At 47.4% G+C, this 26,792-nt stretch carries 23 protein-coding genes and 1 pseudogene; 21 read left to right on the top strand and 3 right to left on the bottom strand.

Annotated features, from left to right (window positions below; genetic code table 11):
• Positions 1-41 precede the first annotated feature (41 nt).
• The 5 genes and pseudogenes from P5G61_RS26290 to crcB (P5G61_RS26270) all read left to right on the top strand — a co-directional run bounded on the left by P5G61_RS26290 (position 42) and on the right by crcB (P5G61_RS26270) (position 5,234).
• Positions 42-2,228, top strand: coding sequence for a HelD family protein (locus P5G61_RS26290; RefSeq protein ID WP_301249168.1), 2,187 nt, complete (start codon positions 42-44; stop codon positions 2,226-2,228).
• A 76-nt stretch (positions 2,229-2,304) separates the two neighbouring features.
• Positions 2,305-3,087 (top strand): annotated as a pseudogene (locus tag P5G61_RS26285) (LysR substrate-binding domain-containing protein); the annotation flags it as partial.
• 53 nt (positions 3,088-3,140) lie between these two features.
• Positions 3,141-4,448, top strand: coding sequence for a replication-associated recombination protein A (locus tag P5G61_RS26280; RefSeq protein ID WP_163757524.1), 1,308 nt, complete (start codon positions 3,141-3,143; stop codon positions 4,446-4,448).
• A gap of 28 nt (positions 4,449-4,476) precedes the next feature.
• On the top strand, positions 4,477-4,878 hold the full coding sequence (gene crcB / locus P5G61_RS26275; protein ID WP_301249163.1) for a fluoride efflux transporter CrcB: 402 nt from the start codon (positions 4,477-4,479) through the stop codon (positions 4,876-4,878).
• Positions 4,875-5,234 carry a fluoride efflux transporter CrcB gene (crcB, locus tag P5G61_RS26270; protein WP_094937631.1) on the top strand — a complete coding sequence of 120 codons (360 nt, stop codon included), beginning with the start codon at positions 4,875-4,877 and terminating at the stop codon, positions 5,232-5,234. Before crcB (P5G61_RS26275) ends, crcB (P5G61_RS26270) begins: the two co-directional genes overlap by 4 nt.
• Before the next feature lie 139 nt (positions 5,235-5,373).
• Here the strand turns inward: crcB (P5G61_RS26270) and mnmA are convergent, their stop codons facing one another.
• The gene (gene mnmA, locus P5G61_RS26265) at positions 5,374-6,498 is read right to left on the bottom strand and encodes a tRNA 2-thiouridine(34) synthase MnmA (protein ID WP_024633065.1); all 1,125 of its coding nucleotides are present in this window, start codon (positions 6,496-6,498) and stop codon (positions 5,374-5,376) included.
• A gap of 322 nt (positions 6,499-6,820) precedes the next feature.
• On the opposite strand from mnmA, the gene cymR reads away from it, so the two are divergent.
• Entirely contained in the window at positions 6,821-7,240 is a 420-nt protein-coding gene (gene cymR / locus P5G61_RS26260; protein ID WP_301249160.1) for a cysteine metabolism transcriptional regulator CymR, read from the top strand.
• 189 nt (positions 7,241-7,429) lie between these two features.
• Here the strand turns inward: cymR and P5G61_RS26255 are convergent, their stop codons facing one another.
• Positions 7,430-7,825 (bottom strand): hypothetical protein, encoded by a 396-nt coding sequence (locus P5G61_RS26255; RefSeq protein ID WP_301249159.1) that lies wholly within the window; start codon positions 7,823-7,825, stop codon positions 7,430-7,432.
• 127 nt (positions 7,826-7,952) lie between these two features.
• On the opposite strand from P5G61_RS26255, the gene P5G61_RS26250 reads away from it, so the two are divergent.
• The 14 genes from P5G61_RS26250 (at position 7,953) to P5G61_RS26185 (ending at position 24,017) form a co-directional block, all read left to right on the top strand.
• Complete coding sequence (locus P5G61_RS26250) at positions 7,953-9,104, top strand: cysteine desulfurase family protein (protein ID WP_301249158.1); 1,152 nt, start codon at positions 7,953-7,955, stop codon at positions 9,102-9,104.
• Positions 9,105-9,267: 163 nt separating this feature from the next.
• Positions 9,268-9,789 carry a PRC-barrel domain-containing protein gene (locus tag P5G61_RS26245; protein ID WP_024633069.1) on the top strand — a complete coding sequence of 174 codons (522 nt, stop codon included), beginning with the start codon at positions 9,268-9,270 and terminating at the stop codon, positions 9,787-9,789.
• Positions 9,790-9,799: 10 nt separating this feature from the next.
• Complete coding sequence (locus P5G61_RS26240) at positions 9,800-10,009, top strand: hypothetical protein (RefSeq protein ID WP_024633070.1); 210 nt, start codon at positions 9,800-9,802, stop codon at positions 10,007-10,009.
• Positions 10,010-10,326: 317 nt separating this feature from the next.
• Positions 10,327-11,394, top strand: a complete 1,068-nt coding sequence (locus P5G61_RS26235; protein WP_301249156.1) for an AI-2E family transporter — start codon at positions 10,327-10,329, stop codon at positions 11,392-11,394.
• Positions 11,395-11,816: 422 nt separating this feature from the next.
• Positions 11,817-14,447: an alanine--tRNA ligase gene (alaS, locus tag P5G61_RS26230; protein ID WP_301249155.1), complete on the top strand. Its 2,631-nt coding sequence runs from the start codon at positions 11,817-11,819 to the stop codon at positions 14,445-14,447.
• 277 nt (positions 14,448-14,724) lie between these two features.
• Positions 14,725-14,985 carry an IreB family regulatory phosphoprotein gene (locus P5G61_RS26225; RefSeq protein ID WP_301249154.1) on the top strand — a complete coding sequence of 87 codons (261 nt, stop codon included), beginning with the start codon at positions 14,725-14,727 and terminating at the stop codon, positions 14,983-14,985.
• A gap of 125 nt (positions 14,986-15,110) precedes the next feature.
• Positions 15,111-15,527 (top strand): Holliday junction resolvase RuvX, encoded by a 417-nt coding sequence (gene ruvX, locus P5G61_RS26220; protein WP_301249153.1) that lies wholly within the window; start codon positions 15,111-15,113, stop codon positions 15,525-15,527.
• 12 nt (positions 15,528-15,539) lie between these two features.
• Entirely contained in the window at positions 15,540-15,839 is a 300-nt protein-coding gene (locus P5G61_RS26215; RefSeq protein ID WP_024633075.1) for a DUF1292 domain-containing protein, read from the top strand.
• The gene (locus P5G61_RS26210) at positions 15,840-16,154 is read left to right on the top strand and encodes a DUF1292 domain-containing protein (RefSeq protein WP_024633076.1); all 315 of its coding nucleotides are present in this window, start codon (positions 15,840-15,842) and stop codon (positions 16,152-16,154) included. It begins immediately after the preceding gene.
• Between the two features lie 79 nt (positions 16,155-16,233).
• A complete protein-coding gene (mltG, locus tag P5G61_RS26205) occupies positions 16,234-17,274 on the top strand; it encodes an endolytic transglycosylase MltG (RefSeq protein WP_301249152.1) in 1,041 nt (346 codons plus the stop codon).
• Positions 17,275-17,289: 15 nt separating this feature from the next.
• Positions 17,290-18,219: a peptidase U32 family protein gene (locus P5G61_RS26200; protein ID WP_301249151.1), complete on the top strand. Its 930-nt coding sequence runs from the start codon at positions 17,290-17,292 to the stop codon at positions 18,217-18,219.
• 17 nt (positions 18,220-18,236) lie between these two features.
• Positions 18,237-19,565 carry a peptidase U32 family protein gene (locus tag P5G61_RS26195; protein ID WP_301249150.1) on the top strand — a complete coding sequence of 443 codons (1,329 nt, stop codon included), beginning with the start codon at positions 18,237-18,239 and terminating at the stop codon, positions 19,563-19,565.
• Positions 19,566-19,800: 235 nt separating this feature from the next.
• Entirely contained in the window at positions 19,801-22,083 is a 2,283-nt protein-coding gene (locus P5G61_RS26190; protein WP_301249149.1) for a methyl-accepting chemotaxis protein, read from the top strand.
• Between the two features lie 80 nt (positions 22,084-22,163).
• Positions 22,164-24,017, top strand: a complete 1,854-nt coding sequence (locus P5G61_RS26185) for a peptidoglycan D,D-transpeptidase FtsI family protein (RefSeq protein ID WP_301249148.1) — start codon at positions 22,164-22,166, stop codon at positions 24,015-24,017.
• On the opposite strand, the gene P5G61_RS26180 is transcribed toward P5G61_RS26185, so the two are convergent.
• Positions 23,996-25,192: an AI-2E family transporter gene (locus P5G61_RS26180; protein ID WP_301249147.1), complete on the bottom strand. Its 1,197-nt coding sequence runs from the start codon at positions 25,190-25,192 to the stop codon at positions 23,996-23,998. The genes P5G61_RS26185 and P5G61_RS26180 overlap by 22 nt on opposite strands.
• Positions 25,193-25,377: 185 nt before the next feature.
• On the opposite strand from P5G61_RS26180, the gene P5G61_RS26175 reads away from it, so the two are divergent.
• Positions 25,378-26,778, top strand: coding sequence for a polysaccharide deacetylase family protein (locus tag P5G61_RS26175; RefSeq protein WP_301249146.1), 1,401 nt, complete (start codon positions 25,378-25,380; stop codon positions 26,776-26,778).
• Positions 26,779-26,792: the final 14 nt, after the last annotated feature.

Raw genomic sequence — 26,792 nt, 5'->3', positions numbered from 1 at the left:
TGACTATGCAGAAAAACATATTCTTAGGAGGTAACTGAAACATGTCAGACAGCTTTCAAAGTGCCTATCAAGAAGAAGAGTACAGGTTAGAGCGAACGATGAAGGAAGTGGACAGTCAGCTGGAACGGCTGCAGAATATTCCGGTGTATACCGGCCACGACTTCACTGAACAAGTGCTGGAGTCCGGACGCGAAGAGCGCCGCACCGCCTTGTCCAAGAGCGCGCAGCAACCCTATTTCGGACGCTTGGATTTCGAAGAACAGGGCAGTGGTGCACGGAAACCGCTGTATATTGGCAAAATCGGCGTAGACCGCGAAGAGGTGGGAGAGCATCCGCTCGTCATCGATTGGCGTGCTCCTGTCGCAAGCCTGTTTTACTCATTTACCGGAGGGGAAGCCTCCGCAACGTACGAAGCCCCGGAGGGACTCATTGAGGGCCTGGTTTATCTGAAACGAAACGTTGTCATTCGGCAGCGTATATTGGAACGTGTCGCGGATACGTACAATCGGGACAGTGACCAGCCAGCCGTATCGGATGAATTCCTTGTGTATCGACTGGGAGAGAACAAGGATAACAAGCTTCGTGATATCGTATCTACCATTCAGGCGGAGCAGGATCAGATCATTCGTGCGGCGAGAAACACCGCATTGATCATTCAGGGTGTGGCCGGTTCGGGAAAAACAACTGTCGCACTGCATCGGCTTGCCTTCTTGCTGTATCAGTATAAGGAGCAGGTATCTGCGGAGAAGATGGTTATTTTTGCACCCAACCATATGTTCCTGGATTACATCTCAGATGTACTCCCGGAGCTCGGTGTGGGGGATATTCAGCAGCGTACATTCCCGGATTGGGCAATGAACCTGCTGGGACTGGACCTGCCTTTGGCGGATGCGTCGGAGACATTGAACACCTGGTTTGAAACCCCGGATGCACGTCCTGAACTCAATGATGATGTTCCTGGGCGGTATAAAGGCTCGATCCGCTTCATGGAATTAATTCGGGAGTGGCTGTCCGGGATGGAAGAGGAGTCCGTACCCGATATGGACTTCAGTCCATGGGATGGCGCGGTGCTCCGTAAAGCCGAGATTGAGAACTGGTTCGGGGAAGAATACAAACATTATCCGCTGGCGAAACGCAAAGAGCGGGTCATGGCGCGTATTCACCGCTGGATTGAGATGGAGCTCAAGAAGCCTTCGCCGGAAGCCGTTCGCAAAGAGCGTAAAAAGAAAGCGGCAACCCGTGAGAAAGCCTACGCCAAAAAATGGCCTCAATATGAACCGCTTACGCTGTACAAACAGCTGTTCAAGGTCGTTAAAGGTGGCTCGGTACCTGCCTCGCTGAGCGCTCTTATCCCCAAATTGGTGATGAAGCAAACGGCAGCAGATCTGAAGCAGGATATCATCCGTGAAGAGGATTTACCTGCATTGGTTTACATCCATACCTTGGTTCATGATATTGAAGGCTCAGAGCGGTTCGATCACGTCGTCATTGATGAAGCGCAAGACTTTTCTCCTTTTCATGTGGCATTATTGGATCAGTTCGTCAAAGGACATTCTTTCACCATACTGGGCGATCTGTCCCAAGGTATTCATGAGTACCGTGGTGTTCATGCGTGGGACGAGATGAGTTCGCTGTTCCCCGAGGAACAGAATGCATATTTTGCATTGACCCGGAGTTATCGCTCGACAATGGAAATTATAGATTATGCCAATACGATTCTGGAGCGGGGCGTCAAGAGCGGGATTACGGCGATTCCTGTATTCCGGAGTGGTGATCCTGTACGGACATTGTCCTATGGGGAAAAAGGACGTACAGCAAGCCTCAAACAGGCTTTGAAGCTGTTAACGGTCAAAGACTATCGCACCGTCTCCATTCTGACCCGTACCCTGCATGAGGCAAAGGAGCTTCATCATGAACTCCAGGCAGCAGGCTGGGAGCTGAACTTGATTGACGGCGGCAAAAAACAGTACACAGGCGGACACTCCGTTTTACCTGTCTATTTGTCAAAAGGGTTGGAGTTTGATGCCGTTATCGTAGCGGACGCGGATGAGAAACACTATTTGCCTAATGCGGGTGATGCGAAGCTGTTATACGTTGGCTGTACACGGGCATTGCACGAATTGTGGTTACTCCACGCTGGCCCATTGCCTGACTATGCTGCTGCAACTCACAATTCGGAAGGCGAGTCCGTTGCCATTCAGGGTTGGCCTGACAGCGAGTCAGAGTGAATTCTTGTTTGTTGAACATCGTATTCATATGGAAAGAGCATGGCGCTGTTCAAGCACCATGCTCTTTTGTACGTTCTCAGCAAGGATACGACATTTGGAATCCGAAGTAGGGACACTGCTGTTTATTCGTCATAATCGGGGAATGACGTTATCTCCAGCAGGTGAGATGCTGCTGACATATGCAGATAAAATTATCGGCCTGCTTGATGAGGCTGGAAAAGCGCTCAGCTCTACAAGTGTGCCAGCTGGCCCGCTGCGTATCGGCTCCACGCAGACTGCTGCAGCGGTTCGATTGCCTGAGCTTTTTGCAAAATATTATAAACTGCATCTGGCGGTCTCCTTATCATTGACTACGGGGAACTCCCAAGTGCTTATGGATCAGGTTATTGGGTATGAATTGGAAGGGGCTTTTATCGGTTGTTCCTGTGATCACCCCGATATTGCTTCTACTCCCGTATTTGATGAAGAACTATATGTGGTCTCCTCCGGTATGGGACCGGAAGACGAAGAGCTCACCAGTAAACCGATTCTGGTCTACAGCATGGGTTGTTCATATCGTCAGGTTTTGGAGGAATGGTTGTCGGTTAGCGGCGTAACCCGTCCGATCATTATGGAATTTGGAACCCTTGAAGCGATTATTAGCGGGGTCACCTCCGGCATGGGAATATCACTGTTACCTGAGATCGTCATTCGGCGCCAGATTGAAAGTGGATCACTGCGAAAGTACACTCTCCCCGCAGGCATGAATCGGATGATGACACATTTTATTACGCGCAAGGATGCCTTTGTCAGCAGTGCGCTTGGCGCTTTTATGGGTATGCTTCCGCGGGAGTATGATATGATAGAGAATAGAGATTAATCAGAATTTGGTGAGGATCAATTAAAGGCAATCCGTTAAGGAAGTGATGAGCAATGGATTTATTTTCGTTTCAGCAGGATTCAGAACCTCAAGCAAGACTGCTCGCTGACCGCATGCGGCCAGAGCGGCTTGATGAATATATTGGGCAAGAGCACATTATTGGACCGGGGAAATTACTTCGGCGCGCCATTGAAGCCGATCAGATCTCGTCTATTTTGCTTTACGGTCCTCCGGGATGTGGCAAGACGACCCTCGCACATATTATTTCCCAGCATACGCAGGGACAGTTCGTTCGTCTGAATGCGGTGGATGCCTCGGTTAAAGATGTACGTGAAGTTATTGAGCAGGCACAGACGAACAAGCAGTTGTACGGAACAAAAACCATTTTGTTCCTGGATGAGGTACACCGCTTTAATAGTTCACGTCAGGATGCATTGCTGCCTGCAGTAGAGAAGGGCACGATCATTTTTATCGGCGCTACAACCGAGAATCCCTTTCATTATGTGAATGGGGCCTTGATGAGCCGTTCCACGCTGTTTCAGCTGGAGTCTTTGAACAAAGAGCATTCCCTGATTGCGATGCGCCGAGCACTAGCGGATGCAGATAAAGGTTTGGGATTCATGGATCTGCAGGCTGACGACGAGGCATTGGAGCATATTGCAACGATGGCGAATGGCGATATTCGGCGTGCGCTGAACGCATTGGAACTGGCTGCACTGACTACACCACCAGAGAAGGACGGCTCCATTCACATCACGCTCGATGTAGCTGAAGAGTCTATTCGTCGTCCGATTGTGAAGGCGGATGAATCGACACAATATGATGTATTATCGGCATTTCACAAAAGCATTCGGGGTTCCAGTGATGCGGCACTGTTCTGGTTTTTGTATGCAGTAGAAAAGTTGGGCATGGACCCGATGACGTTTATACGTCGTCTGATTGCAGCGAGCAGTGAAGATATTGGACTTGCGAATCCGCAAGCGATGACCCAGGCGATTGGAGCGTTGGATGCTTATCGCAATAATGGTTGGCCTGAAGCCAAGCTGAACATTGCCCAAGCGATTCTGTTTGCTGTTGAAAGTCCGAAGTCCAATGCGGTGTACACTGCGATCTCAAAAGCAATGAATGCCATCGATGAGGTGAAATCTGCTGAGGTCCCTCTTCATCTGCGGGATACCCATTATTCGGGTGCAGTGAAGCTGGGACATGAGGGCTACCAATACCCGCACAATTATCCGGGCCATTATGTGAAGCAGGAATATTTGCCGAAACAGCTCTCACGCCGCATTTTCTATGAAGCAACGGAACAAGGCAATGAATCCAAGATTCGTCTAAACCAGCAGCGGCGCAGAGAGCTGTAAGATCGATGAACCGGGAGAGGCTTGAACGATGAAAGAAATTTTCTATATTGGAATCGGTGGCATTATAGGTACGTTTTGCCGATATGGGATTCAATTATGGATGCCAGTAACAAATGAAGGCTTCCCTTGGGCAGTGCTGCTGATTAATGCCATCGGGAGTCTGTTTTTGGGTTGGTTCTTCACCATAGCTGTTCCAGGCAAAATAACGCCTCAACTTCGTCTAGCGATTGGGACGGGGTTTACGGGCGCATTCACCACATTCTCCACGTTTACGTTGGATATTGTCCGTTTATCTGAGGAAGGAATGTTGGTGAAGGCTGTTGTATACCTCGTTGTGAGTTTACTCACAGGGTTATTGCTGTGTGCATTGGGGATTAAGGTTGGACAGCGAATGCTGGGTAAACCAACGCAGGACGGTGTTGCACCATGATCATCTGGATTGGTCTTGCAGGAATGCTGGGAGCAGTGCTCCGCTACAGTCTGGGTAGATGGATATCCGGTTCGCTCGGAACGGCCTTCCCATGGGGGACATGGGTCATTAATATCAGTGGTTCATTGTTACTTGGATTGCTCTATGGCTGGCATCAGTCAGCCTCGATTTCGGACGGAATCTGGGTGATATGGGGGACTGGATTTTGCGGAGCGTATACCACATTCTCTACATTTGGATATGAGACCCTTGGTCTGCTGGGGCAGGAACGTTACTCAAGAGCAGTTGTATACGTCATCAGTTCGGTACTGCTGGGGGTTGCGGCTTCTTTTGCAGGCGTGTGGCTGGCTGCATAAGTGAAAAAAATATTTTTTTTGCAGGAAAAAGAAGGAAAAAAGCCATCCGTCATGGTATACATGAAAGATGGCTTTTGTTATAGGAATACAGGGTATTGTACAAAATGCATATGGGATGGGTTCATTTCTATTATTGAATCTATTGCAGTGCTGGTACAGGCACTTTTTGAACCTGATCAATCGTTCCACCGCCGAGACACACATCTCCATCATAAAACACAACAGCTTGACCAGGCGTAATCGCTTTTTGCTGTTGGTCAAATTGTACATCCACGCTGCCATCTTCCTGCCATGTCAGGGTTACACCCTGATCCGGCTGACGATAGCGGAATTTGGCGGTACAACGGAAGGGCACGTTAGGCATATGCGCTGAACCTGCGATCCAGTTTACACCCGTTGCAGTCAGACCGGTTGAATACAGGCTTGCATGTGCATCGCCTTGAACGACAAGCAGCTGATTTTTCTCCAGATCCTTGTCTGCCACGAACCAGGGTTCACCATTACCGGAACCGCCAATGCCGAGACCTTGACGCTGTCCAAGCGTATAGTACATCAGACCGTCATGACGGCCCTTCACTTCTCCGGTTGCAATATCAACCATGTCTCCGCCTTTGGCAGGAAGATAGTTGCTCAGGAACTCTTTGAAGTTGCGCTCGCCGATGAAGCAGACACCTGTGCTATCTTTTTTCTTCGCGGTGTACAGGCCAGCCGCTTCTGCAATCTTGCGCACTTCCGGTTTCGGAAGATGACCAATCGGGAACATCGCTTTGGACAGCTGGTTCTGATTCAGTGCATTAAGGAAGTATGTTTGGTCTTTGTTACTGTCGACACCGCGCAGCAGTTTGAACGTTCCATCTTCTTCAATGAGGCGAGCATAGTGGCCTGTAGCCACATAATCAGCGCCGAGATCCAGTGCTTTGTTCAGGAATTCGCCGAATTTAATCTCGCGATTACACATGACATCCGGATTCGGAGTCCGACCCGACTTATATTCATCAAGGAAATAGGAAAATACTTTATCAAAGTACTCTTTCTCGAAGTTGACAGTGTAGTAAGGAATGCCGATCTGTTCGCAAACCCGGCGTACGTCCTCTGAATCCTCTTCAGCGGTACAGTGGCCGAACTCGTCCGTGTCATCCCAGTTTTTCATGAAAATGCCGATGACATCGTAACCCTGCTCCTTCAGCAGCAGTGCGGTGACGGAAGAATCGACACCTCCGGACATGCCAACGACGACCCGTGTATTTTCAATTGTTTTGGACATCGTTATCACCATTTCTCTATATAAATGTGTTTCGTTTCTATTCTAGCATAACCGGACTCAAGTTACGATACACCCGGCCAACTTTGGATAGTGTCCACCACAGGCGTACATTTTCTGAATTTCGTCAATCTTTCTTTTCCATAAAGCATGCAGATATGTTAACATTAGCTGAGGGTTATGATCGGAATACGGAGGATTAGAGGGATAGAGCTGTATTTTTGATATCCCGCTGTGGCGGATCCTAGAAAGACGGTCTTGGACCACATCCTGTTATTTAATGTTTCACAACTTGTTTTTTCGAAAATGGAAAGAGGTGACTCCTTTGAAGATATCGACAAAGGGCCGTTATGGGCTCACAATCATGATGGAGCTGGCAGCCAGAACAGGCGAAGGCCCTACATCTTTGAAAAGTATTGCCGAGCGCAACCAGCTCTCGGAGCATTATCTGGAGCAGTTGATTGCTCCTCTGCGTAATGCAGGACTGGTCAAAAGTATCCGCGGAGCCTATGGCGGTTACATTCTGGCAGGCGATCCTGCTACCTTAACAGCAGGGGATGTTATTCGTGTACTGGAAGGTCCAATCTCTCCAGTGGATTTCACGGAGGAAGATGATCCGGCGAAGCGCGACTTGTGGTTGCGCATCCGTGATAGCATCGCAGATGTTTTGGATTCAACAACGCTGAAGGATCTGATTACATTCCAGGATCAGGAACAAAAAGACTCCTACATGTTTTACATCTAACATCGTTGATGACGAGCATCACAGACGACACACTAAAGCCCCCATATTGGGGGCTTTAGCCATGCAACAAGCTACATTGTGATTCTTCCTATTCTACGATAGTCTGGAATGAACAAAATTTATGTAATAACGTACTGAAGGAGGCAACGTTTTCGTGGCTGCCTTTCCGAAACGATGTAGTCAGAAGTCCTAACGACGCTTGAGTGCTTCTATATCTGCTTCCATACGCAATTGACGACGGTTCAAAATATCAATGCTGTGCTGATGGGTGTTTAATTCGGCGGTTACTTTACGTTCAAACGTGATTTGAGAAGTTTCAAGACGTTTGGTAACTTCCAGTGTCTTCAGAACGGCCTGCTGAAGCAGAGGAATGGTTTTGGTTTGTTCCTCGATGGCGTCAAGTCTGGTATCCATGGTATCAAGTCTGCCATCCATGGTATCAAGTCTGGTATCCATGGTATCAAGCCTGCTATCCAATGTACCAATCCTGTCTTCGATCTTTTCAAGACGTCCATCAATGTTGTCGAAACGTTTGTCCATTTGTTGAAGCTGATTCAGAATTTGACTGAGAACCTGATCACTCATTTCGGTCTCTCCTTTTTGAATGGATATTAAACATTATACACGAAGATATGACACAATAGCATTGGTTTAAATTTTCAATTACACAACATGAAAAGATGGAAGTCCAACATATAACGGGGTGAAATCAATGAAAAGAATATATTTGGATCACGCCGCATCGACACCTATGCATCCACAAGTCGCGGAAGCGATGATGAAAGTAATGACAGGGCAATATGGCAATGCATCAAGTATCCATGCCTTTGGCCGCGAAGCCAAACGGACCGTCAGTGGAGCAAGGGATGTCATTGCGGCGTCTATGGGTTGTTTCCCGGATGAACTCGTATTTACCGGAGGCGGCACGGAAAGTGACAATTTGGCCATATTTGGCGTAGTTTCAGCGAGGAAAGAACGGGGACGTCACATCATTACAACAGCCATTGAACATCATGCGGTACTGCATACGTGTCAGGAACTGGAACGACAAGGCTATGACGTGACCTATTTGCCGGTAGATGAATACGGAAGAATACGTCTGGAAGAGCTAAAAGAGGCCATTCGCCCAGATACCATACTGATCACCATGATGTATGCCAACAATGAAGTAGGCACCATTCAGCCCATCCGCGAAATTGGTGAACTGGCTCGTCAGCATGATATTTTGTTCCATACCGATGCAGTTCAGGCCCTTGGGACCCAGGAAATCTCCTGCAAGGAATTGCCTGTGGATCTGATCAGCTTCTCTGCTCATAAAATCAATGGGCCTCAAGGCGTTGGTGCACTATATGTACGGCGCGGAATTGTGCTTGAGGCGAGATCGCATGGTGGACTGCAGGAACGGCAACGGCGGGCAGGTACCGAGAACATGGCCGGTATCGCGGGGTTTGCGGAGGCATTGAAAATAGCAGGAGAACAAGCGGCAGCTCGTCGCGAACATGATCTGGCATTACGGTCATTGCTGCTGGAACAACTGGAGAAACAAGTAGGGGCGGAGCATTTCCACATCAACGGACATTCGGAATATACGCTGCCCAATATCCTGAACATCAGCTTTCCGGAGGTGTCCACGGAGACGATGCTCTTGAATCTGGATATGGAAGGCATCGCTGTGGCGAGCGGTTCGGCATGTACTTCCGGTTCCCTCGAAGTGTCCCATGTGCTGAAAGCAATGAACTTGCCGGAGACATTTTTGCATTCCGCGATTCGTTTTAGCTGGGGATTGGGTAATACTACGGAAGAAATCATGATAACCGCCGAAAAAATTGGAACCATTCTTGGGCGACTGCGTAATAGAGCCTAAGGGCTCATTGCACATGGAACAAAAGGAGGGAAGAAGTTCCATTTCATCGGTTGGATAGAAGCGGTTTTGATGATCGGCGTCTGATTGCCACTCATCAACTTTGGGCATACCTAGCAATAGCGCCGCGGCTATTTAATGATAAGAAGATGAGGGGGACCCTGCGATGAAGCTTCAGGAAATGATCGGACTTGCCGTGTTTGACGTTGAGGACGGGAAGCAGGTCGGCAAAATCCAGGATTTCATTGTGAATGACGATTGGAAAATTGAAGGCATTGAACTTGAAAACAAAGGCCTGTTTACCAGTCATGTCAAAATCGTGCAGTGGCAAGATATCGTTGCCTACGGCGAAGATGCCGTCATGATCCGTAATCAACAGGCTGTCCGCAAAACGGGAGCCGACGACATAAAACACACGTACCTCCTCGGCCAGTCTAAATTGAAGGAGATGTCCGTGCTCACCGAAGAAGGTTTGCTGCTTGGACGAGTCTCTGATGTTTATTTTGACCAGGAGTTGGGAAATACAATAATAGGGATTGAAATTACGGACGGTTTTGTGTCCGATTTGATTGAGGGCCGCAAATGGCTGCCATGTACAAGTGATATGTCCATTGGGGAAAGTGCCATTATGGTGCCGCCGCTGAGTGAACAGCGCTTGGAAAATGCCATTCATTCTGTTAATGGATAGGTGAATGAATATGAAATGTCCAAACTGTAGTTCCAAAGATATTGGGAAAATCGGTTCCCACCAATTTTATTGCTGGGGATGCTTTATCGAATTAACGGTGAACGGTGAGAAAATGTCTGTATACCAGGTGGAAGAAGACGGCACGCTCAGTTCCCTCGATGATCTGTTCTTCGGGGAAGAGCTGCCGCAAGACTTCCCTCATCTTCATGCTTCTTCTTAATAAGCAGTCTAACTTCTTCTATATGCGGTTTCATGACAAAGAATGTCATTGAATGCTGTCATGAAATGATGACAAATGTATATAGCTGCGGTTACATAGTGGTTCAAGGGACTTGTATAATATATGCTACCCCGAATCACAAGATGCGTCTCCTTCATCATGAAGGGGGCGCTTTTTTTGTGTCCAAATTACAACTTCAACCGGATTGTCCATCCAGGGGCGAGAATTGTTAGTCTCCACTTCTGGACGGCGATAATAAATATTCCCTTCCTTACATATACTGACTTTCAGAGCCAGTCCAAAAGGGAGAGATGCAAGTGGAGCAATTAACCAAAAACAAGATGTTCCGTTATGCCATCTGGCTGCTACTCGGATTGATTATCCTGTATTTTATCTGGCTGCTGCGGCCATTGCTGCTTCATATATATGGATTTTTGAAAACAGTGCTGGCACCTTTTATCGTGGCCCTCATCATATCTTATGTACTCAATCCGATTGTAAGCATGCTGGGAGGACGTAAAGTTCCTCGAACCATTGCCGTGCTGTTAATCTATGCTTTTTTCCTCACCTGTATCGGGGTCATCCTGATGAATGTCATTCCGGTATTGATTGAACAATTGGAGGAACTGAACGAGCATATGCCGGAGCTGTCCATGCGTGCCCAGAGTTTGATGAATAATATGGACCACAAATTAATGCCGCCAAGTGTACGCACAGGCATGAACAGCTGGTTTTTCCAGATGGAGGATCGGCTGACTCAGGGGATCACGAAGCTGATGGATAATATCGGGACAACCATTAATGTGTTATTTAATGTGTTTATTGTGCCATTTCTCATTTTCTATATGTTAAAAGATTTTGAGGTATTCGAGCGCACCATAGTGGCGTACCTGCCTCGCTCACGGCGCAAAGCGATTGTTTCGGTTATGAAAGAGATCGACACGGCCTTGGGGAACTATATTCGCGGACAATTTATCGTCTGTGTGATTGTGGGCATCTTTGCCTACATCGGTTACATCGTCATTGATATGCCCTATGCATTGCTGCTTGCAAGCATTGTCGCTGTATTCAACATCGTGCCCTATCTGGGTCCATTTCTTGGAGCTGCTCCAGCCGTGATTATGGCGTCAACGGTATCGTTCAAAATGGTGCTCTTTGTTGTCATCGTGAACACACTGTGCCAGGTGTTGGAGAGCAACGTCATCTCTCCTCAGGTGGTAGGGAGGACTCTGCATTTGCATCCGTTGTCGATTATCTTCGCGCTCCTTGTGGGAGGCGAACTGGCGGGCATTGTGGGACTCATTCTGGCAGTACCGGTCTTTGCTGTCCTCAAGGTGATCGTGCAGCACTTTTTTGCGTATTACATCAAACGAAGAACCGACTGACCCAAGCACCGGTCTGTTCCTCAAGGGTGCGTTGACACCATATAGGCATATCGATATAATGGAGGGGTATGTTTAGAACATGAAATCGATGATGAAATGAAGTACGCCGAGGATTCCTTTCCTCAGAGAATAGACTTCTTCGGATCAGATGCAATCTGAGCCCGATGGCTGGAAGAGTCTTGAAAGTTGAAGCGGCGGAAAGCTGATTTCGGAGTGCAGGACAACCCTGCCGGGAGCGACCGTTATTTCGCATCAACGAGGAGATTGTTTGTTTCATCTGCGGATGAACAGCAATAACCAGGGTGGTACCGCGATGACAATCGTCCCTGACTATCAGGGGCGTTTTTTGTGTTTGTTTTTACTTGTTAACAACCCGGAGCGAATATGCACCGGACTATTATAATTAATTGGGGGCACTCCGTATGAAAGCCAGTGAAATCCGGTCCAAATGGATAGAGTTTTTTGCAAGTAAAGGACATAAAATCGAGCCAAGCGCATCGCTTGTACCTCATAATGACCCATCCCTTCTGTGGATCAATGCAGGTATGGCGCCGTTGAAACCGTATTTTGACGGTCGGGAGAAACCGGAGAATCCACGTCTCGCCAACTCCCAAAAATGTATTCGTACGAACGATATTGAAAATGTCGGTAAAACTCGCCGTCACCATACGTTCTTCGAAATGCTCGGTAACTTTTCCATTGGAGACTATTTCAAGGAAGAAACGATTACGTGGGCATGGGAATTTCTCACAAGCAAAGAATGGATCGGTTTCGATCCGGAGCGTCTCTCGGTAACGGTATACCCTGAAGACGAAGAGGCTTTCAAACTGTGGAACGAAAAAGTGGGACTACCTGCTGAACGTATCATCAAGCTGGATGAGAACTTCTGGGATATCGGCGAAGGACCGTGTGGACCTTGTACCGAAATTTTCTATGACCGCGGCGAAGCTTATGGCAATGACATGAACGACCCTGAGATGTACCCGGGCGGGGAAAATGAACGTTATTTGGAAGTGTGGAACCTGGTATTCTCCCAGTTCAATCACAACAAAGATGGTAGCTACACACCGCTTCCGAACAAAAATATTGATACAGGTGCAGGTCTGGAACGCTTTGCATCCATTCTGCAAAATGTGGATTCCAACTTTGACACCGATCTGTTCCAACCGATGATTCAAAGAACAGCGGCTCTTGCCGGTGTAAAATATAATGACAGCGTAGAGATTGACGTTGCACTGAAAGTTATTGCCGATCACATTCGTACGGTTGCCTTTGCTGTAGGTGATGGTGTTCTGCCAAGCAATGAAGGACGCGGTTATGTCATTCGTCGTTTGCTCCGTCGTGCCGTACGTTACGGTAAAGTACTGGGACTCGACCGTCCATTCCTGTATGAACTGACAACGACTGTCGGTGAAGTGATGGGGATGTACTACCCGGAAGTGGTGGACAAGCAGGAGTTTATCGCTAAAGTGATCAAAACCGAGGAAGAGCGTTTCCACGAAACACTCACGGATGGACTTGCTATTCTCGCGGATATGAGCGGCACAGCTAAGTCCGAAGGACGTACCGTGATTAGCGGGCCTGAAGCGTTTAAACTGTATGATACGTATGGTTTCCCGTTTGACCTGACCGAAGACTATGCAGCAGAGCATGGCATGACTGTTGACCGTGAAGGATTCGATGTCTCGATGCAGGAGCAGCGTGATCGTGCACGTGCAGGACGCCAGGAAAGCGAGAGCATGAAGGTTCAAGGCGGACCGCTTGCTGATCTGGAGGTTAAAAGCGAGTTTGTTGGTTATAATGACCTGTTGACGGAAGCAAAAGTGGTAGCCATCGTTGCTGGTGACGCCCTGGTAGACTCCGTAAGCGAAGGACAAACATGCCAGGTCATCCTGGACAAGACTCCGTTCTATGCGGAAAGCGGCGGACAAGTAAGTGATCAGGGCTTGCTGCGTGGAGCCAGTGTAACGGCGAAAGTGCAAGGTCTGTTCAAGGCTCCTATGGGACAACATGTGCATCTGGTGACGGTAGAGTCCGGGGAATTGCGTGTGGGTGAAGTGATTAAAGCTGAAGTGGATGCGTCTAAACGTGGCGATATTATCAAAAACCATACTGCAACCCATTTGCTGCACAAAGCGCTCAAAGATGTGCTCGGAACGCATGTCAATCAGGCAGGATCTCTCGTAGAGCCACAACGTCTGCGCTTTGACTTCTCGCACTTCGGCAGCATTACGCCGGAAGAATTAACAGAGATCGAGCGTCAGGTAAACGAACAGATCTGGAATCGTCTGAATGTGAATATTGAACTGAAAGCTATTGATGAAGCCAAAGAAATGGGCGCAATGGCATTATTCGGTGAAAAATACGGCGATATCGTACGTGTGGTTCAAGTCGGAGACTATAGTTTGGAACTTTGTGGCGGCTGTCACGTAAACAATACATCAGAGATCGGTATCTTCAAGCTGGTGAGTGAGAGTGGAATCGGCTCCGGCGTACGTCGGATCGAAGCCGTTACTGGCCGTGGTGCGTATCTGTATGTAGAAAGTCAGCTTGAATTGCTCAAACAATCGGCATCCCTGCTCAAAGCGAATGTGGCGGACGTGCCTAAACGCATTGATGGTCTGAATCAGCAATTGAAAGAAGCTGCCAGAGAGACTGAATCATTGCAAAGCAAGCTGAGTGCCATGGAAGCAGGCGCATTGACAGATCAAGTGGTACAAGCAGGAAATACACAATTGCTTGCAGCTCGTGTGGATGCTCCGAATATGGATGCACTGCGCACAGTGGCTGATGAATTGAAAGTAAAACTGCCTGATGCAGTACTTGTACTGGGTGCTCCAGCTGACGGCAAAGTGAATTTCGTTGTAGCTGTCCCTGCTGAACAGGTAAAACAAGGGCTGCATGCAGGTAAAATTGTCAAGGAAGTTGCGGCAGTATGCGGCGGCGGAGGTGGCGGACGTCCTGATATGGCGCAAGCCGGAGGCAAGGATGCAACCAAGCTGGATGAAGCGTTGAAACTGGCGGTTTCATTGGTTAGCGGGCATAATGCATAAATTGAACGAGCGGCTTTCAAACGCCAAAATGTAGTTCGAAATGGTTCTGTTCGTTTATTCGGAGGTTGGGTCGGGAAGCTTCTTCCCGTCCAACTTTTGTACCCGAGAGCGAGTGGAATCGAATGATGCAATATGCTGAAGCCAGTAAAGGACAAGCAAAAAACACAATTGGCTTATCCTTTGTTTACTTGTAGCAGTCAGAATATGTTATTATATAAGCAGAAATCAATTCGGCAGGACATGGTCCCCATGTTCATGCAGGAGCGAGGTGTCATCAATGGACTCCATGGATAAGACGGTTAAATTTAATGTGAAAGCCGACGAGCATGAGGCATCATCCAAAGAGATTCTTCTTACGGTATATGATGCACTGGTGGATAAGGAGTATAATCCTATTAACCAGATTGTCGGGTATCTGATTTCTGGAGACCCCGCATACATCCCTCGTCACAACAATGCACGCAGTCTGGTCCGTAAAAAGGAACGCGATGAGCTGATTGAAGAGCTTGTTCGTTCTTATCTGGCCAATCACCGGTAATGTACATCGCTTCCGCTGTGATGCAGCTATGCAGACAGCGGGAAATGAACCGACAGAAGACAGCCTGAAGCTTGAGAAGGCGAGTATTGTTCGACCTGAGCAGGCTTGAGGATGGGAGAGCATGGATGAAAATATTAGGTTTGGACTATGGGGATCGAAGAATCGGAGTTGCCGCTAGTGACGCCTTCGGTTGGACTGCCCAGGGATTGGAAGTACTTGAACGCCGCCGGGATGAAGGTGAGTTCGCTCGAATTGCAGAGCTTGTGCGTGAGCATGAGATCGGCGAGATTGTTGTCGGACTTCCCAAAAACATGAACGGCACCGTAGGGCCGCGTGCTGAAATATGCATTGCTTTTGCCGAACGCCTGCGGGGCGAACTGAATTTACCTGTTCACCTTTGGGATGAACGGCTGACAACCATGGCAGCAGAACGAACGTTGCTTGAGGCGGATGTCAGTCGCAAAAAACGCAAGCAGGTTGTGGACAAAATGGCCGCAAGCTTGATTTTGCAAAATTATTTGGATGCCAATAGTAAAAGGTGAGGGGGATCAACAATGGCTGAAGATCAACTGGGTATGGAAGAAGAATCGGAGATTATTTACATTGCGGATGACGAGGGTAATGAAGAGGAATTTGAAGTCATCATGAAATTCGAAGTGGACGGTTCGGAGGCCAAGTACATGATGGTTGCTCCGGTTGAACCCGAAGATGGAGAGACGGATGTATATGCATTCCGTTACGAAGAAGAGGGCGACGATATTAAACTTTTCGTCATCCAAGATGATGCCGAATGGGATATCGTCGAGGAGACGTTTAATACATTTCTTGCAGAAGATGAAGAGGAAGCGAACTAAATGACAGAATACAGCCGCGAAGACTTGAAATGGACAGATTCGCTGCGTCTGGCTTTTGGTGCTCATGTTGAGCTGGAAGAAGAGAACGGTAAATCGCACCCGTATGACCTGTTGGCTGAGTTTGAAGTGAAGGGCCAGCAGTATGCGGTGCTCCGCAGTTCATTACGTCCTTATGACGAAGTTGAACTTCTGCGGGTTTTACCGGGAAGTGAAGGCCAGATCATGCCGGAATTAGTTACGATTGACGATGATGATGAGTGGGAGAACATTTCTGAACTGTATGATGAATGTACACTCCCCATTGACGAAGATTGATGAATCAGCTTCAAATTGAAGAAACCGGAAGGGCGGAGAAGTCCGCTCTTTTTGGTTGTGTAAAGGAGTTGTGTCTTTTTTGAAAGGAAAAGCGATTTTAGTCTTTTTGCTTATCATCGTGGTTGTTGTCGGAGGAGCAGGCGTATATGTCTGGAACATGATGCGTCCGGTACAAGCATCCGCAGAACCGATCGTTTTCGAGATCAAGAGCGGGTCAGGAACTTCCAAAATTGCTGATCAGTTGGAGCAGGAAGGTCTGATTCGAAGTGGTTTAGCCTTTAAGGGATACCTGAAGTGGAAGAAACAAGGATCGAATTTTATGGCAGGTACATATTCCTTAAATCCCGGCGTGTCATACGATGAGATAATTAATAAGCTGAATAACGGTGAAGTTGTGCCAGAATCCATGGTCAAGTTTACTATTCCTGAGGGATATACCGTATTACAAATGGCAGACAAGCTGTCTGCTGAGGGCATTGTGGATCGTGAGGAATTTATCAAGCTTGCGAATGATCCGTCTGCTTTTGATATCGACATCATCAAGGACATTCCAGTGGATGAAGAACTGCGATATGTGCTGGAGGGATATCTGTTCCCAGAGACGTATGAGCTGAAAGAGGGTAGTTCTACGCAAGAGGTCATGCAGCGAATGCTTGAGGAATTCCAGAGCAAGGTTGATTCTATCCCTGATTTGGCGTCCAAGCTCAAGGAGAGAAATCTGTCTTTGCATGAAGTGTTAACGATCGCATCGCTTGTGGAGAGAGAAGTCGTGGTGGATCAGGAACGCGCACTTGTGGCAGGCGTAATCTATAATCGGATCAAGCAGGATATGAAACTGGAGATTGACGCTACAGTACAATATTTACTGGATAAGCCGAAGGCCAGATTGCTTTACAAGGATCTGAAGGTACAGAGTCCCTATAATACGTATCTGAACAAAGGGCTGCCACCGGGACCGATTGCGAGTCCAAGTCTGGCATCCATTGAAGCAGCGTTGAATCCGGAAGCTTCGGATTACCTGTTCTATGTCACCAAAAAGGACGGTACATTCGGACATCTGTTTGCCAAAACGTATAAGGAACATCAGCAAAATATAGCCAAAAGTAAGGCTGCGCAATAAGCGGAGGGGATGTATATGAGTACGAAACATGAACTGCTCGTTACGGCGGCAAATGTGAAAGAGGCAGAGGTGCTGCTTCAGGCAGGAGCAGATGCTTTGTTAATTGGGGACAATCGCTTCGGCATGCGTCTTCCCGGCAGCTTCAGTGTGGAGGAGACAGCAGAGGTGGTTGCCATTGCAGCCAAACATCAGGCGCGTGTATACGTGTCCATGAATAATCTGATGTCCAACGAGCTGCTAAAGGAAGTGGCTGAATATGTTCAGGCACTGGGTAAAATCGGTGTTCATGGAGTGGAGTTCAACGACCCGTCTGTGCTAGCCGCAATTAAGGAGCATGCTCCTCATATCCAGCTGCACTGGAATGCTGAGATGACATCAACCAACTATGCAACGGCCAACTACTGGGGAAGCAAAGGCGCGAGTCGTGTCGTGCTTGCGCGGGAGCTGAATATGGACGAGCTGACGGAGATGGTGGCATTTCTGAAGGTGGAAGCCCAGGTCCAGGTGCATGGCATGACGAATATTTATCATTCCAAACGGAGTCTGGTGCAAAGTTATATGTCCCATCAGGGGCGTCCAGTAGAGGGGCATTTGGGTAAAGAGCGAGGTTTGTTTCTGATTGAGGCTGAACGTCGGGATGAGAAGTTCCCGATCTATGAAGATGTGAACGGAACTCACATCATGAGTTCGGAAGATATCTGTATTCTTGAGGATCTTCATCTGTTGATGGAGGCCGGGGTACACAGCTTCAAAATCGAAGGCATGTTAAAACCGCTTGCGTATAACGAAGCTGTTGTACGTGCATACCGTATAGCTCTGGATAGCTATGCGGCTGATGCCGATGCTTATGCATTTTGTGAAGAATGGCTGGACGAGGTTCGTCAATTGCAGGACCCTGAACGAGAGTTGTCGTTTGGATTTTTCTATAAAGAACAGGTGTATTAATAGACGAGGTGAACGAAATGGAAACAGTGGCGGTAAAGCGGAAGTTCTCGGGTAAACGTAACCGTCTGGACAAACCGGAGCTGCTTGCTCCGGCTGGTAATCTGGAAAAGCTTAAATTTGCAATCCATTATGGAGCAGATGCTGTGTATATCGGTGGACAGGCATACGGATTGCGTTCTAACGCGGATAACTTTACCTTTGAAGAAATGCGCGAAGGCGTGGAATTTGCCAAAAAATACGGAGCCAAAGTCTTCGTTGCCACCAATATATATGCACATAATGAAGATATCGAAGGTATCCAAGCGTATTTGCAAAACTTGTATGATGCAGGAATTGCAGCCATTATCGTGGCAGATCCAGCGATTATTGAAGTAGCTCAGCGTGCAGTACCGGGTTTGGAAGTGCATTTGAGTACTCAGCAATCGACCCTGAACTGGCAAGCAGTAAAGTTTTGGAAGGATGAAGGCCTTCCACGCGTCGTTCTCGGACGTGAGACAAGCTTTGAGGAAATTGAAGAAATCAAGGCCAATGTGGATATCGAGATCGAAGCTTTTATTCATGGAGCTATGTGCTCGTCCTATTCCGGACGGTGTGTGTTGTCCAACCATTTTACGGATCGGGATTCCAACCGGGGCGGCTGCTGCCAGTCCTGCCGTTGGAAGTATGATTTGTTTGAAGATGCCCGAGAAGGCACTGTATGGGTCAGTGAAGAAGAAATGCAAATGCAGGCACCTGCACCATTCAAATTGGGAGAGAACCAGCTGCCGTTATTCCAGGAGCAGGACAATTCTTTTTCCATGGGTTCAAAGGATCTGTGCATGATTGTGCATATTCCTGAGCTGATTGATGTCGGTGTGGATAGTTTCAAAATTGAAGGACGTATGAAGTCGATCCACTATGTGGCTACCGTAGTTAACGTGTATCGTCAGGCAATTGACTCCTACATGGCTGACCCGGAGAATTATGTATTGAAGCCTGAATGGGTAGAGGAAATGAACAAGGCGGCAAATCGTCCACTGAATACCGGCTTTTTCTATGATACACCGGATCATGAGGATCACATCTATGAACCGGAAGAAAAAGCGGTGCCTTACGACTTTGCCGGATTGGTTTTCGACTATGATGCAACTACAGGGATGGCGACCATTCAACAGCGCAATCATTTCAAACCAGGACAGGAAATCGAATTTTTCGGTCCGGGGGGCCACTTTTTCAAACAGGTTGTAGGGGAATTGCAGGATGAAGAGGGCAATGTGCTCGATGCAGCTCGTCACCCGTTACAGCGTGTGAAAATGAAGGTGGATCAACCTGTTTCCTACTTTGATATGATGAGAAAAAAGAAGTAGGTTTAAATACCTAGTTTTTAACAAAATAATGCTATGTTTTAACAAAATAGTGTTATAAAATTTACAATTTGGACCTCCGTATATCGGTATATGGGGGTCTTTTTATTATAGAAAAATAGGAAAAAAGTTGTAAAAAATTTTAAAAAAACAAAAGGGGAAAGGGGAATGCTGTCGAATACTACATATTTATAGGGGAGAGAAAGAAAAATCCAACAAGTAAATTACTGGCAGGTGAATGGGATTGGTTCAAAAGAAGCAGAAAGACAGTGGGGAAGAATTGACAACACCCGAGAAAGTTAAGCCCGAGAAGGTACAGAAAGTAAAAAAAGAGAAGGTAGCAAAAAGGAAGACCGGGGATGCTCCAGACCAACAATCTTTTAAATTGGATCGGAGTAAGCTGAAGTTGGGATGGATTAAAACAAAAGCCCAATTGAAAAAGCAGAACTGGAAAAATGTTGGGGGAACAACGTTTACACAGATTAAGAAGGCCAATCCGATTAAATCGGTAGGTGTTAAACTGTTTCTGATTTTTTTTGCGGGTATCATGATTTTTGTCGTTAGCTTGGGTCTCTTATCCTATGTTAAGGCCAAAAGTACGATTGAGCAGAATGCATCCCGGTCCAATCAGGAGACGATTGAACAAACCAAGCAAAAAATGGACATTATTCTGGAGCGGTTTGTAGATACATCCACACAAATCTTCTTTGATCCGGAAATGCAGTCCTTGCTTCAAAAAATGTCTGATAAAAACTTGTCGGCATACGATACGTTTGTAAATTCAAGCTCCATCAACAAACAATTATCAAACATTGCTTTTACGAATAAATCTATGGAAGCGATTTATCTTGTGCCGACGGATGAAACAAGATCCACTATGGGTACAGGAAGCAGCAGTTCTTCTATGGGTGATATTCGTAAAGAGGCCTGGTATGACGAGTTGGTTCAAGCTGGTGGATACCGCTGGCTCCCAACGGAAACCAAAGAAGATGGCGGTACACCCACGTTCCGGATTGCACGTTCAATGAAGAATCTGCAAGGGACAACCCAGTCCTATGTATTAATCATTGAGTTGAAACTGGAAGTTCTGGAGCAGCAGTTGAAATCGCTCGATTTGGGTGAGGGAGCTGTACTTCAACTGATCGCTCCGGACAATAAAGTTGTAGCTTCAACGATAGCTGATCGTACAGGAAAAGATACTGATTTGGCTTTTGTAAAAGATTTGAAAGAAAAAGCCGGCAGCACGAATACAGAGTATACGGTGGATGGAAATTCAACCAATATGCTGGCGTCATACAGCACCATGGATACATCCGAATGGAAACTGATCGGGATGGTTCCAACTTCTGTCTTGGTGAAAGATGCCAAGGGTATTCTGACGCTTACCTTGTGGATGGCATTGATTGATGCCGCTATTGCGGTACTAATCGGTATTTGGATGGTTCGCATGATTGCCCGTCCATTGGGCAAATTGAAAGATCTGATGCAGGAAGGGTCAGAAGGTAACCTCAAGGTGCGTACACCGTATACCTCCCAGGATGAAATTGGTCAATTATCGGCCGCATTCAATCTGATGATGGAGCAAATTACAAAGCTGGTGGAGCAAACCAACCGTTCTGCACAGGAAGTATTGGATACCGCTTCTGAGCTGAGCAGTGCATCCAAGAAAACAGCAGTTTCTGCTTCCGAGATTGCCGTAGCCACTGAAGAAATTGCGGGTGGAGCAAGCAGTCTGGCAACAGAAGCGGAGCGTGGAAACGAATTGACCGACAATATCTCCCGTCAGATGGAGAGTGTGGTCGCCGCGAATGAACAAATGGGTGATTCAGCCCGTCATGTAGAGAAATCCAGTCAGACAGGTACACAGCATCTGAATCAGTTGATGACCAAAACGCAGAAGACAGAAGAAATGATCGGTGCGTTGGTCAACAAGGTAGATTCATTGAAAGAGAGTACTTCGTCTGTTCTGAAGGTGCTTGACGTCATGCAGAATATTACCAAACAAACGAATATCCTTTCTTTGAATGCAACAATTGAAGCCGCTCGTGCCGGTACAGCTGGACGTGGATTCATGGTGGTAGCGAATGAGGTTCGCCAGTTAGCTGAACAATCCAGACAGTCCATTGATATGGTCGGCGACATTACGGACAAGATTATGACCGAAATGAATGAGACCGTAGATCAATTGTCTGCAGCTTATCCGTTGTTCAAAGAACAGATGGATGCCGTGAAAGATACCAACGTTATATTTGCTTCAGTACAGCAGCAAATGGGTGCATTTGTTGAGAGCCTGAGCATGGTCACTGGCTCAATCGGAGATTTAAATCAGTCTCAAGGTACGTTGTCTGAAGCGATGAGTAATGTCAGCGCCGTAGCTGAACAATCATCTGCGACGTCTCAGGAAGTTGCTTCCTTGAGCAGTGAACAGCAAAATATCAGCAACCAGCTGGTGAATTTGTCTGCAAAACTGGAGAATGTGTCGACAGAATTGAAAGATACATTGTCTCGCTTCACAGTCTAACCCAACCATTAATGGATCTATCGAGAAACCTGTCCCTTCTAGGGGGCAGGTTTTCTTGGTGTTTACCGGATAATTCCAATATGAATAACGCATACTATGCCAAAACGTTGAACGGGGGTGGCCCAATGCATGTACAACTGAAACGGCGCATTTATATTACATGTATTCTCCTGACAAGTGTGTTTGGTTTGCTTATGTTTCGGTTGGCCTGGGTTCAGATGGTTCAGGTGAATCGCACGATGCCAGGGTTTCAACGCACCGTTCGCGAAATGTCTGTTTTGCAGCGTGAACGAGGTGTTATGCTAGACACGGGGCGAGGGCAGTTAACGGATTACAAGGGGGTGCCATTAACAGGCAAGCTGGAATGGGGGGTGGTACTTTTCCCGCATACGGATCAATCCAATCATTCATACCCATCTTCTGAAGCGCATTCGGGTATTAAGGAACTGGCAGCATTACTAGATACAGATGTGAAGTCATTACAAAAGGAATGGAATCAAGGAAATGCACCCCATTTCTGGACAGACGGTACAGACCAGCCGAGCACGTTGACCGATTCTCAGCTTACTCGACTGCGTGAATTGAAGGCAGACGGAGCGAGTGTGTATCCCATAATGACACGTTATGCACAAGGCGCTACGGGCATGCAATGGTTAGGTTATCTTGCTGAACAGCCTGAATCTATCCATGGGCATCCGCGTCACAAAAATGAGGTGAAGCAGCCTTTTGCCATGAAATCTGGAGCAGCAGGGCTGGAAAAAACATTGGAACCTTTATTAATGGGAATAGGCCCTACCCTCGTTTCCCGTATGGTTACAGGCTCAGGAGAGGTTATCCCCAGTATCCAGCCACGCGTCATCGCACCCTCCAATACACATTATCCATTGCATGCAGAGACAACGATCAATATCGATGTGCAGCAAGGGATAGAGCAGATTGTGAAGAAGTCCGGAATGAAGGAAGGGGCTATCGTTGTGCTGGATGCGGCCAATGCAGATGTGCGTGCAATGGTTTCCGCGCCGTTCTATAATCCACAGCATGTAGATCCCCAACAAACAGCTTGGGCGAATCGTGCCGTGCAGGGGGCTGTACCGGGTTCCATATTCAAAATCGTTACAGCCGCGGCCGCGCTTGAATATCACGCTGTATCCAAAGGAGAGACTTTTCATTGTGGTGGAGAATGGGGAAAATATGGCCTGTCCTGCTGGAAGGAACATGGGCATGGCACACTGAATCTGGAGCAAGGGTTTGCTGAGTCCTGCAATATTGTATTTGCTGAAACCGCCCGTCGGCTAAGTATGGAGCAGTTGGAGCGTACGGCGGATGCTTTGGGATTGGCACGTCCGATTGGCTGGGAGGAAAAACAGGTCGCCGGAATGCCCGTGCTGCATCATTTTGATCACGAGGATGCAGGACGAGTGAGACTGCCATCCGTCCCCCCTCAAGATGAGGGAGCAAAAGTACAGACAGCTATCGGTCAGCGCGACGTCCTGGTGACCCCGCTGCAAGCAGCCAATCTGATCGTTACGCTATTGCATGAGGGTAAGGTGACTGCTCCACGCCTCGTTCAGCGAATCCGGTATGCGGACGGTGATACGATGTTGGACATGCCGATGCATGATTCACCTTCTTCAGCAGGACGGATCTCTCCAGCTACGGCGCATCAGCTGTTGTCCTGGATGAAGAAGGTAGTCAGTGACGGAACGGGAAAATCCCTGCAACATGCGCGGTGGCAAGTGGCAGGGAAGTCAGGTACAGCACAGGTACAGCAGCACGGTGAGAAACGTAACCATCAATGGTTCATTGGATATGGACCTACGGAAAAACCCCAATATGCTGTAGCTGTCCTTGTCCAAAATGTGGCTCCAAGCAGCCGCCATCAAGCAACGGCGATATTCAAGAAAGTGATGGACTATTTGGCTGAATCCTCATGATCCCCGGAAGAAGCAGGTTCCTGCACCGAAGGCTCAGCGTTCATTCCAGCGGTGGCGCTAACCGGTGTGTCCATCACTAACGGGGATGACTCGAACTCATCCTTCGGCAAGTGAATCCATTGCTGGAGATATCCTTGTTGCAGCAATTCTTTGAGCAGTATCAGCAGCACCGGAGACAACACCACACCGGCCAGACCAAAGACAGAGAGCGAGATCAGCATAAAGGAAAGCATCAAATATGCGGAAGAGACCCCGATTGAATTACCCGATATTTTCGGCTCCAGCAGTTGGCGTGTCAGCATGGTTACAGCAAGGACTACTATTAAGCCAATCGCAAGGCTGCTATTCCCCACAATGAACAGATACACAATCCACGGAATGAATATGACAGGAACACCCAACAAAGGCACAAGGTCAAAAACGGCACAGATGGCTGCGATGGTGAAGGCATTGGCAGTTCCCAGAATCAACAAGCCTGCATAAATCAATACAAAAGTAATCAGCATCATCATCATCTGGGCCTTCAAATACGAACGGATCGTCTTAAATACATGATTTCGCATAAATTCAAGAGCAAGCTTCAACGTTTTTGGCGTTTTGGCCCGGGCAAATTTACGCCAGGATTCAATCTCGATACTGAGAAAGAACGCGAGAATAATGGCAATCCCGAAGTTGGTAATAAAGGAAGAAAACGAACTGAGAAAACCGATGACGAATTGTGCACCACTGGTTACCCATTTGGACAGGAATCCGGTCAGTGTAGCAAAATAGTCATTGACCTTCTCGGTTATTCCGTCAGGTAAAGCATCGGACTTGTCCTGAATGAAATAAACCAGATTGGTGAATTCACGCTGAATCATCTCGATATAATAAGGGAAGTTATCCTGCAAATTAGAAATTTGGGATACGATAATTAATCCCAATCCAAAAAAGGCAGCAACAATAACCGCAAGAAACAATAAAACCGAAATGGCAGCGCCCAGCGTTTTGGGCAATCCTTTGCGATGCAGGAATCTTGCCAGGGGTTCGATCATCCAATACACTATAAATGAAAGAAAAACTGGCGCAGCCAATTGATATAATCGACTGAAACCGTACATGATAAAGTACACGGTTAATACGAGCAGCGCAATGTCAAAGACGGTGCGCCCGTACTTTTTGTAAAGCGGCAGCATGGGCAGGGCTCCTTTGTAGTCGTTAAGGTAAAAATTAGGATGCATTTATTGTACACGATAGCTATCTTTTTGGGAAAAGAGGATTCAAGAAAAGGCTGAATTATGATAAAATTAAAGGCGGTTTATTTTGGTTAGTGCTATATTCTGGCACGGTAATTCAGCATGAGAAGCGGGGAGTTTGTAGCATGACAAATTTACTTCAGAGCATATTACTGTGGTTATTGTACATTTCATCGTTTTACGCCTTTATTCCGAGTTTAGTTAGCAGACTTTTCGGTTTTCGTGTGTTCAGGCGAGGAAGAAGTGAGAAGGAGTTTTCCTTAACTTTTGATGATGGGCCGGATCCGGAATACACACCTAGATTGCTTGATTTATTGCGTCAGTATGAGGCGAAGGCAACGTTTTTTGTAGTCGGGGAGCATGCTGCCCGTCATCCCGAACTGATTCAGCGCATACATGAGGAAGGTCATCTTCTCGGAATTCATAATTATATTCACAAAACCAATTGGTTAATGCGTCCGCGTACGGTTCGAGATCAGATTCAACGAACAGGGCAGATTATTCAGGAGGTAACGGGGGTAAGAACTTGTTATTATCGTCCACCATGGGGGATTATGAACCTGTTTGATTTTTTCAGTAAAAAAGATCGCCGAATTATCCTCTGGTCATCCATGTTTGAGGATTGGAGAAGCAGTGTGGGCGTTGAGAAATTGACGGAACGAATGTTGAAGGAGCTAAGGGGCGGAGAGGTCATGCTCCTGCATGATCGAGGGACTACCCTCGGCGCTGATGCACACGCGCCGGAGCAGATGCTCCAGGCGCTCGAAGTCGTATTGCAGGAGGCCGACAGGCAGCGATTGCATAGTGTACGCATCGATACGTTGATGGGAGGCGTTACGGTGAGCGAACCTAAAAGTACAAGTCAGCCACAAACGCATTTATCCTTTTGGAAACGGATGGTTGTTGCCCTATGGCTAGGCTGGGAGAAGTTGTTTCATTGGGTATACCATCTGCGAACAGCTTCGCCGGAAGACCCTTTGCTGCACTATCGTTCCCGTGTATACCATGGAGCATTGGTTGAAATGAACGACGGCCATGTGATTCGGAACGGAGATCCGGTAATTGAACTTCATTTTGATAATAAAAAATTATTCGATTTGGGTATGACTTCACGCTCAAGCATGCATTTGGCCATTCGTATGATTCGGGCTATGGAGCAGCAGCTTCCTGATTTGGCCCGACAGGTAATACTTGAACCTGAACTCCGTTCAGCCAAGGCTCTATACGGTGTAAGTATGATTAACCGAGGGCCGGAGAAATTTGGGTTTACGGTTCGGGAACTGGCTCCTGGGCCGTTCAGTTCTGCATCCAAAGTGTATCTGAAACTTCTGCTAAGTGTCATTCATCCGGCTGGAACGAAGCGTTTGAAGCAGCGCTCCGAACAATTGGTTCCCAAAATGATTGCCATGCCGCTTGATGTGCTGCTGGATCGATATGGACAGCACGCACTGGTGGCTGCGACGGCGGAACAGTCCTCTGAGGAATTGTTGGTTCCTGAACAGGATCTTGTACCTGAACACAACTAAAAGCGAAACGAATA

The organism is Paenibacillus vandeheii (assembly GCF_030433635.1).
Classification (GTDB): Bacteria; Bacillota; Bacilli; order Paenibacillales; family Paenibacillaceae; genus Paenibacillus; species Paenibacillus vandeheii.
The sequence above is the reverse complement of the archived record's forward strand: the minus strand, read 5'-3'. Positions and strand labels throughout refer to the sequence as shown.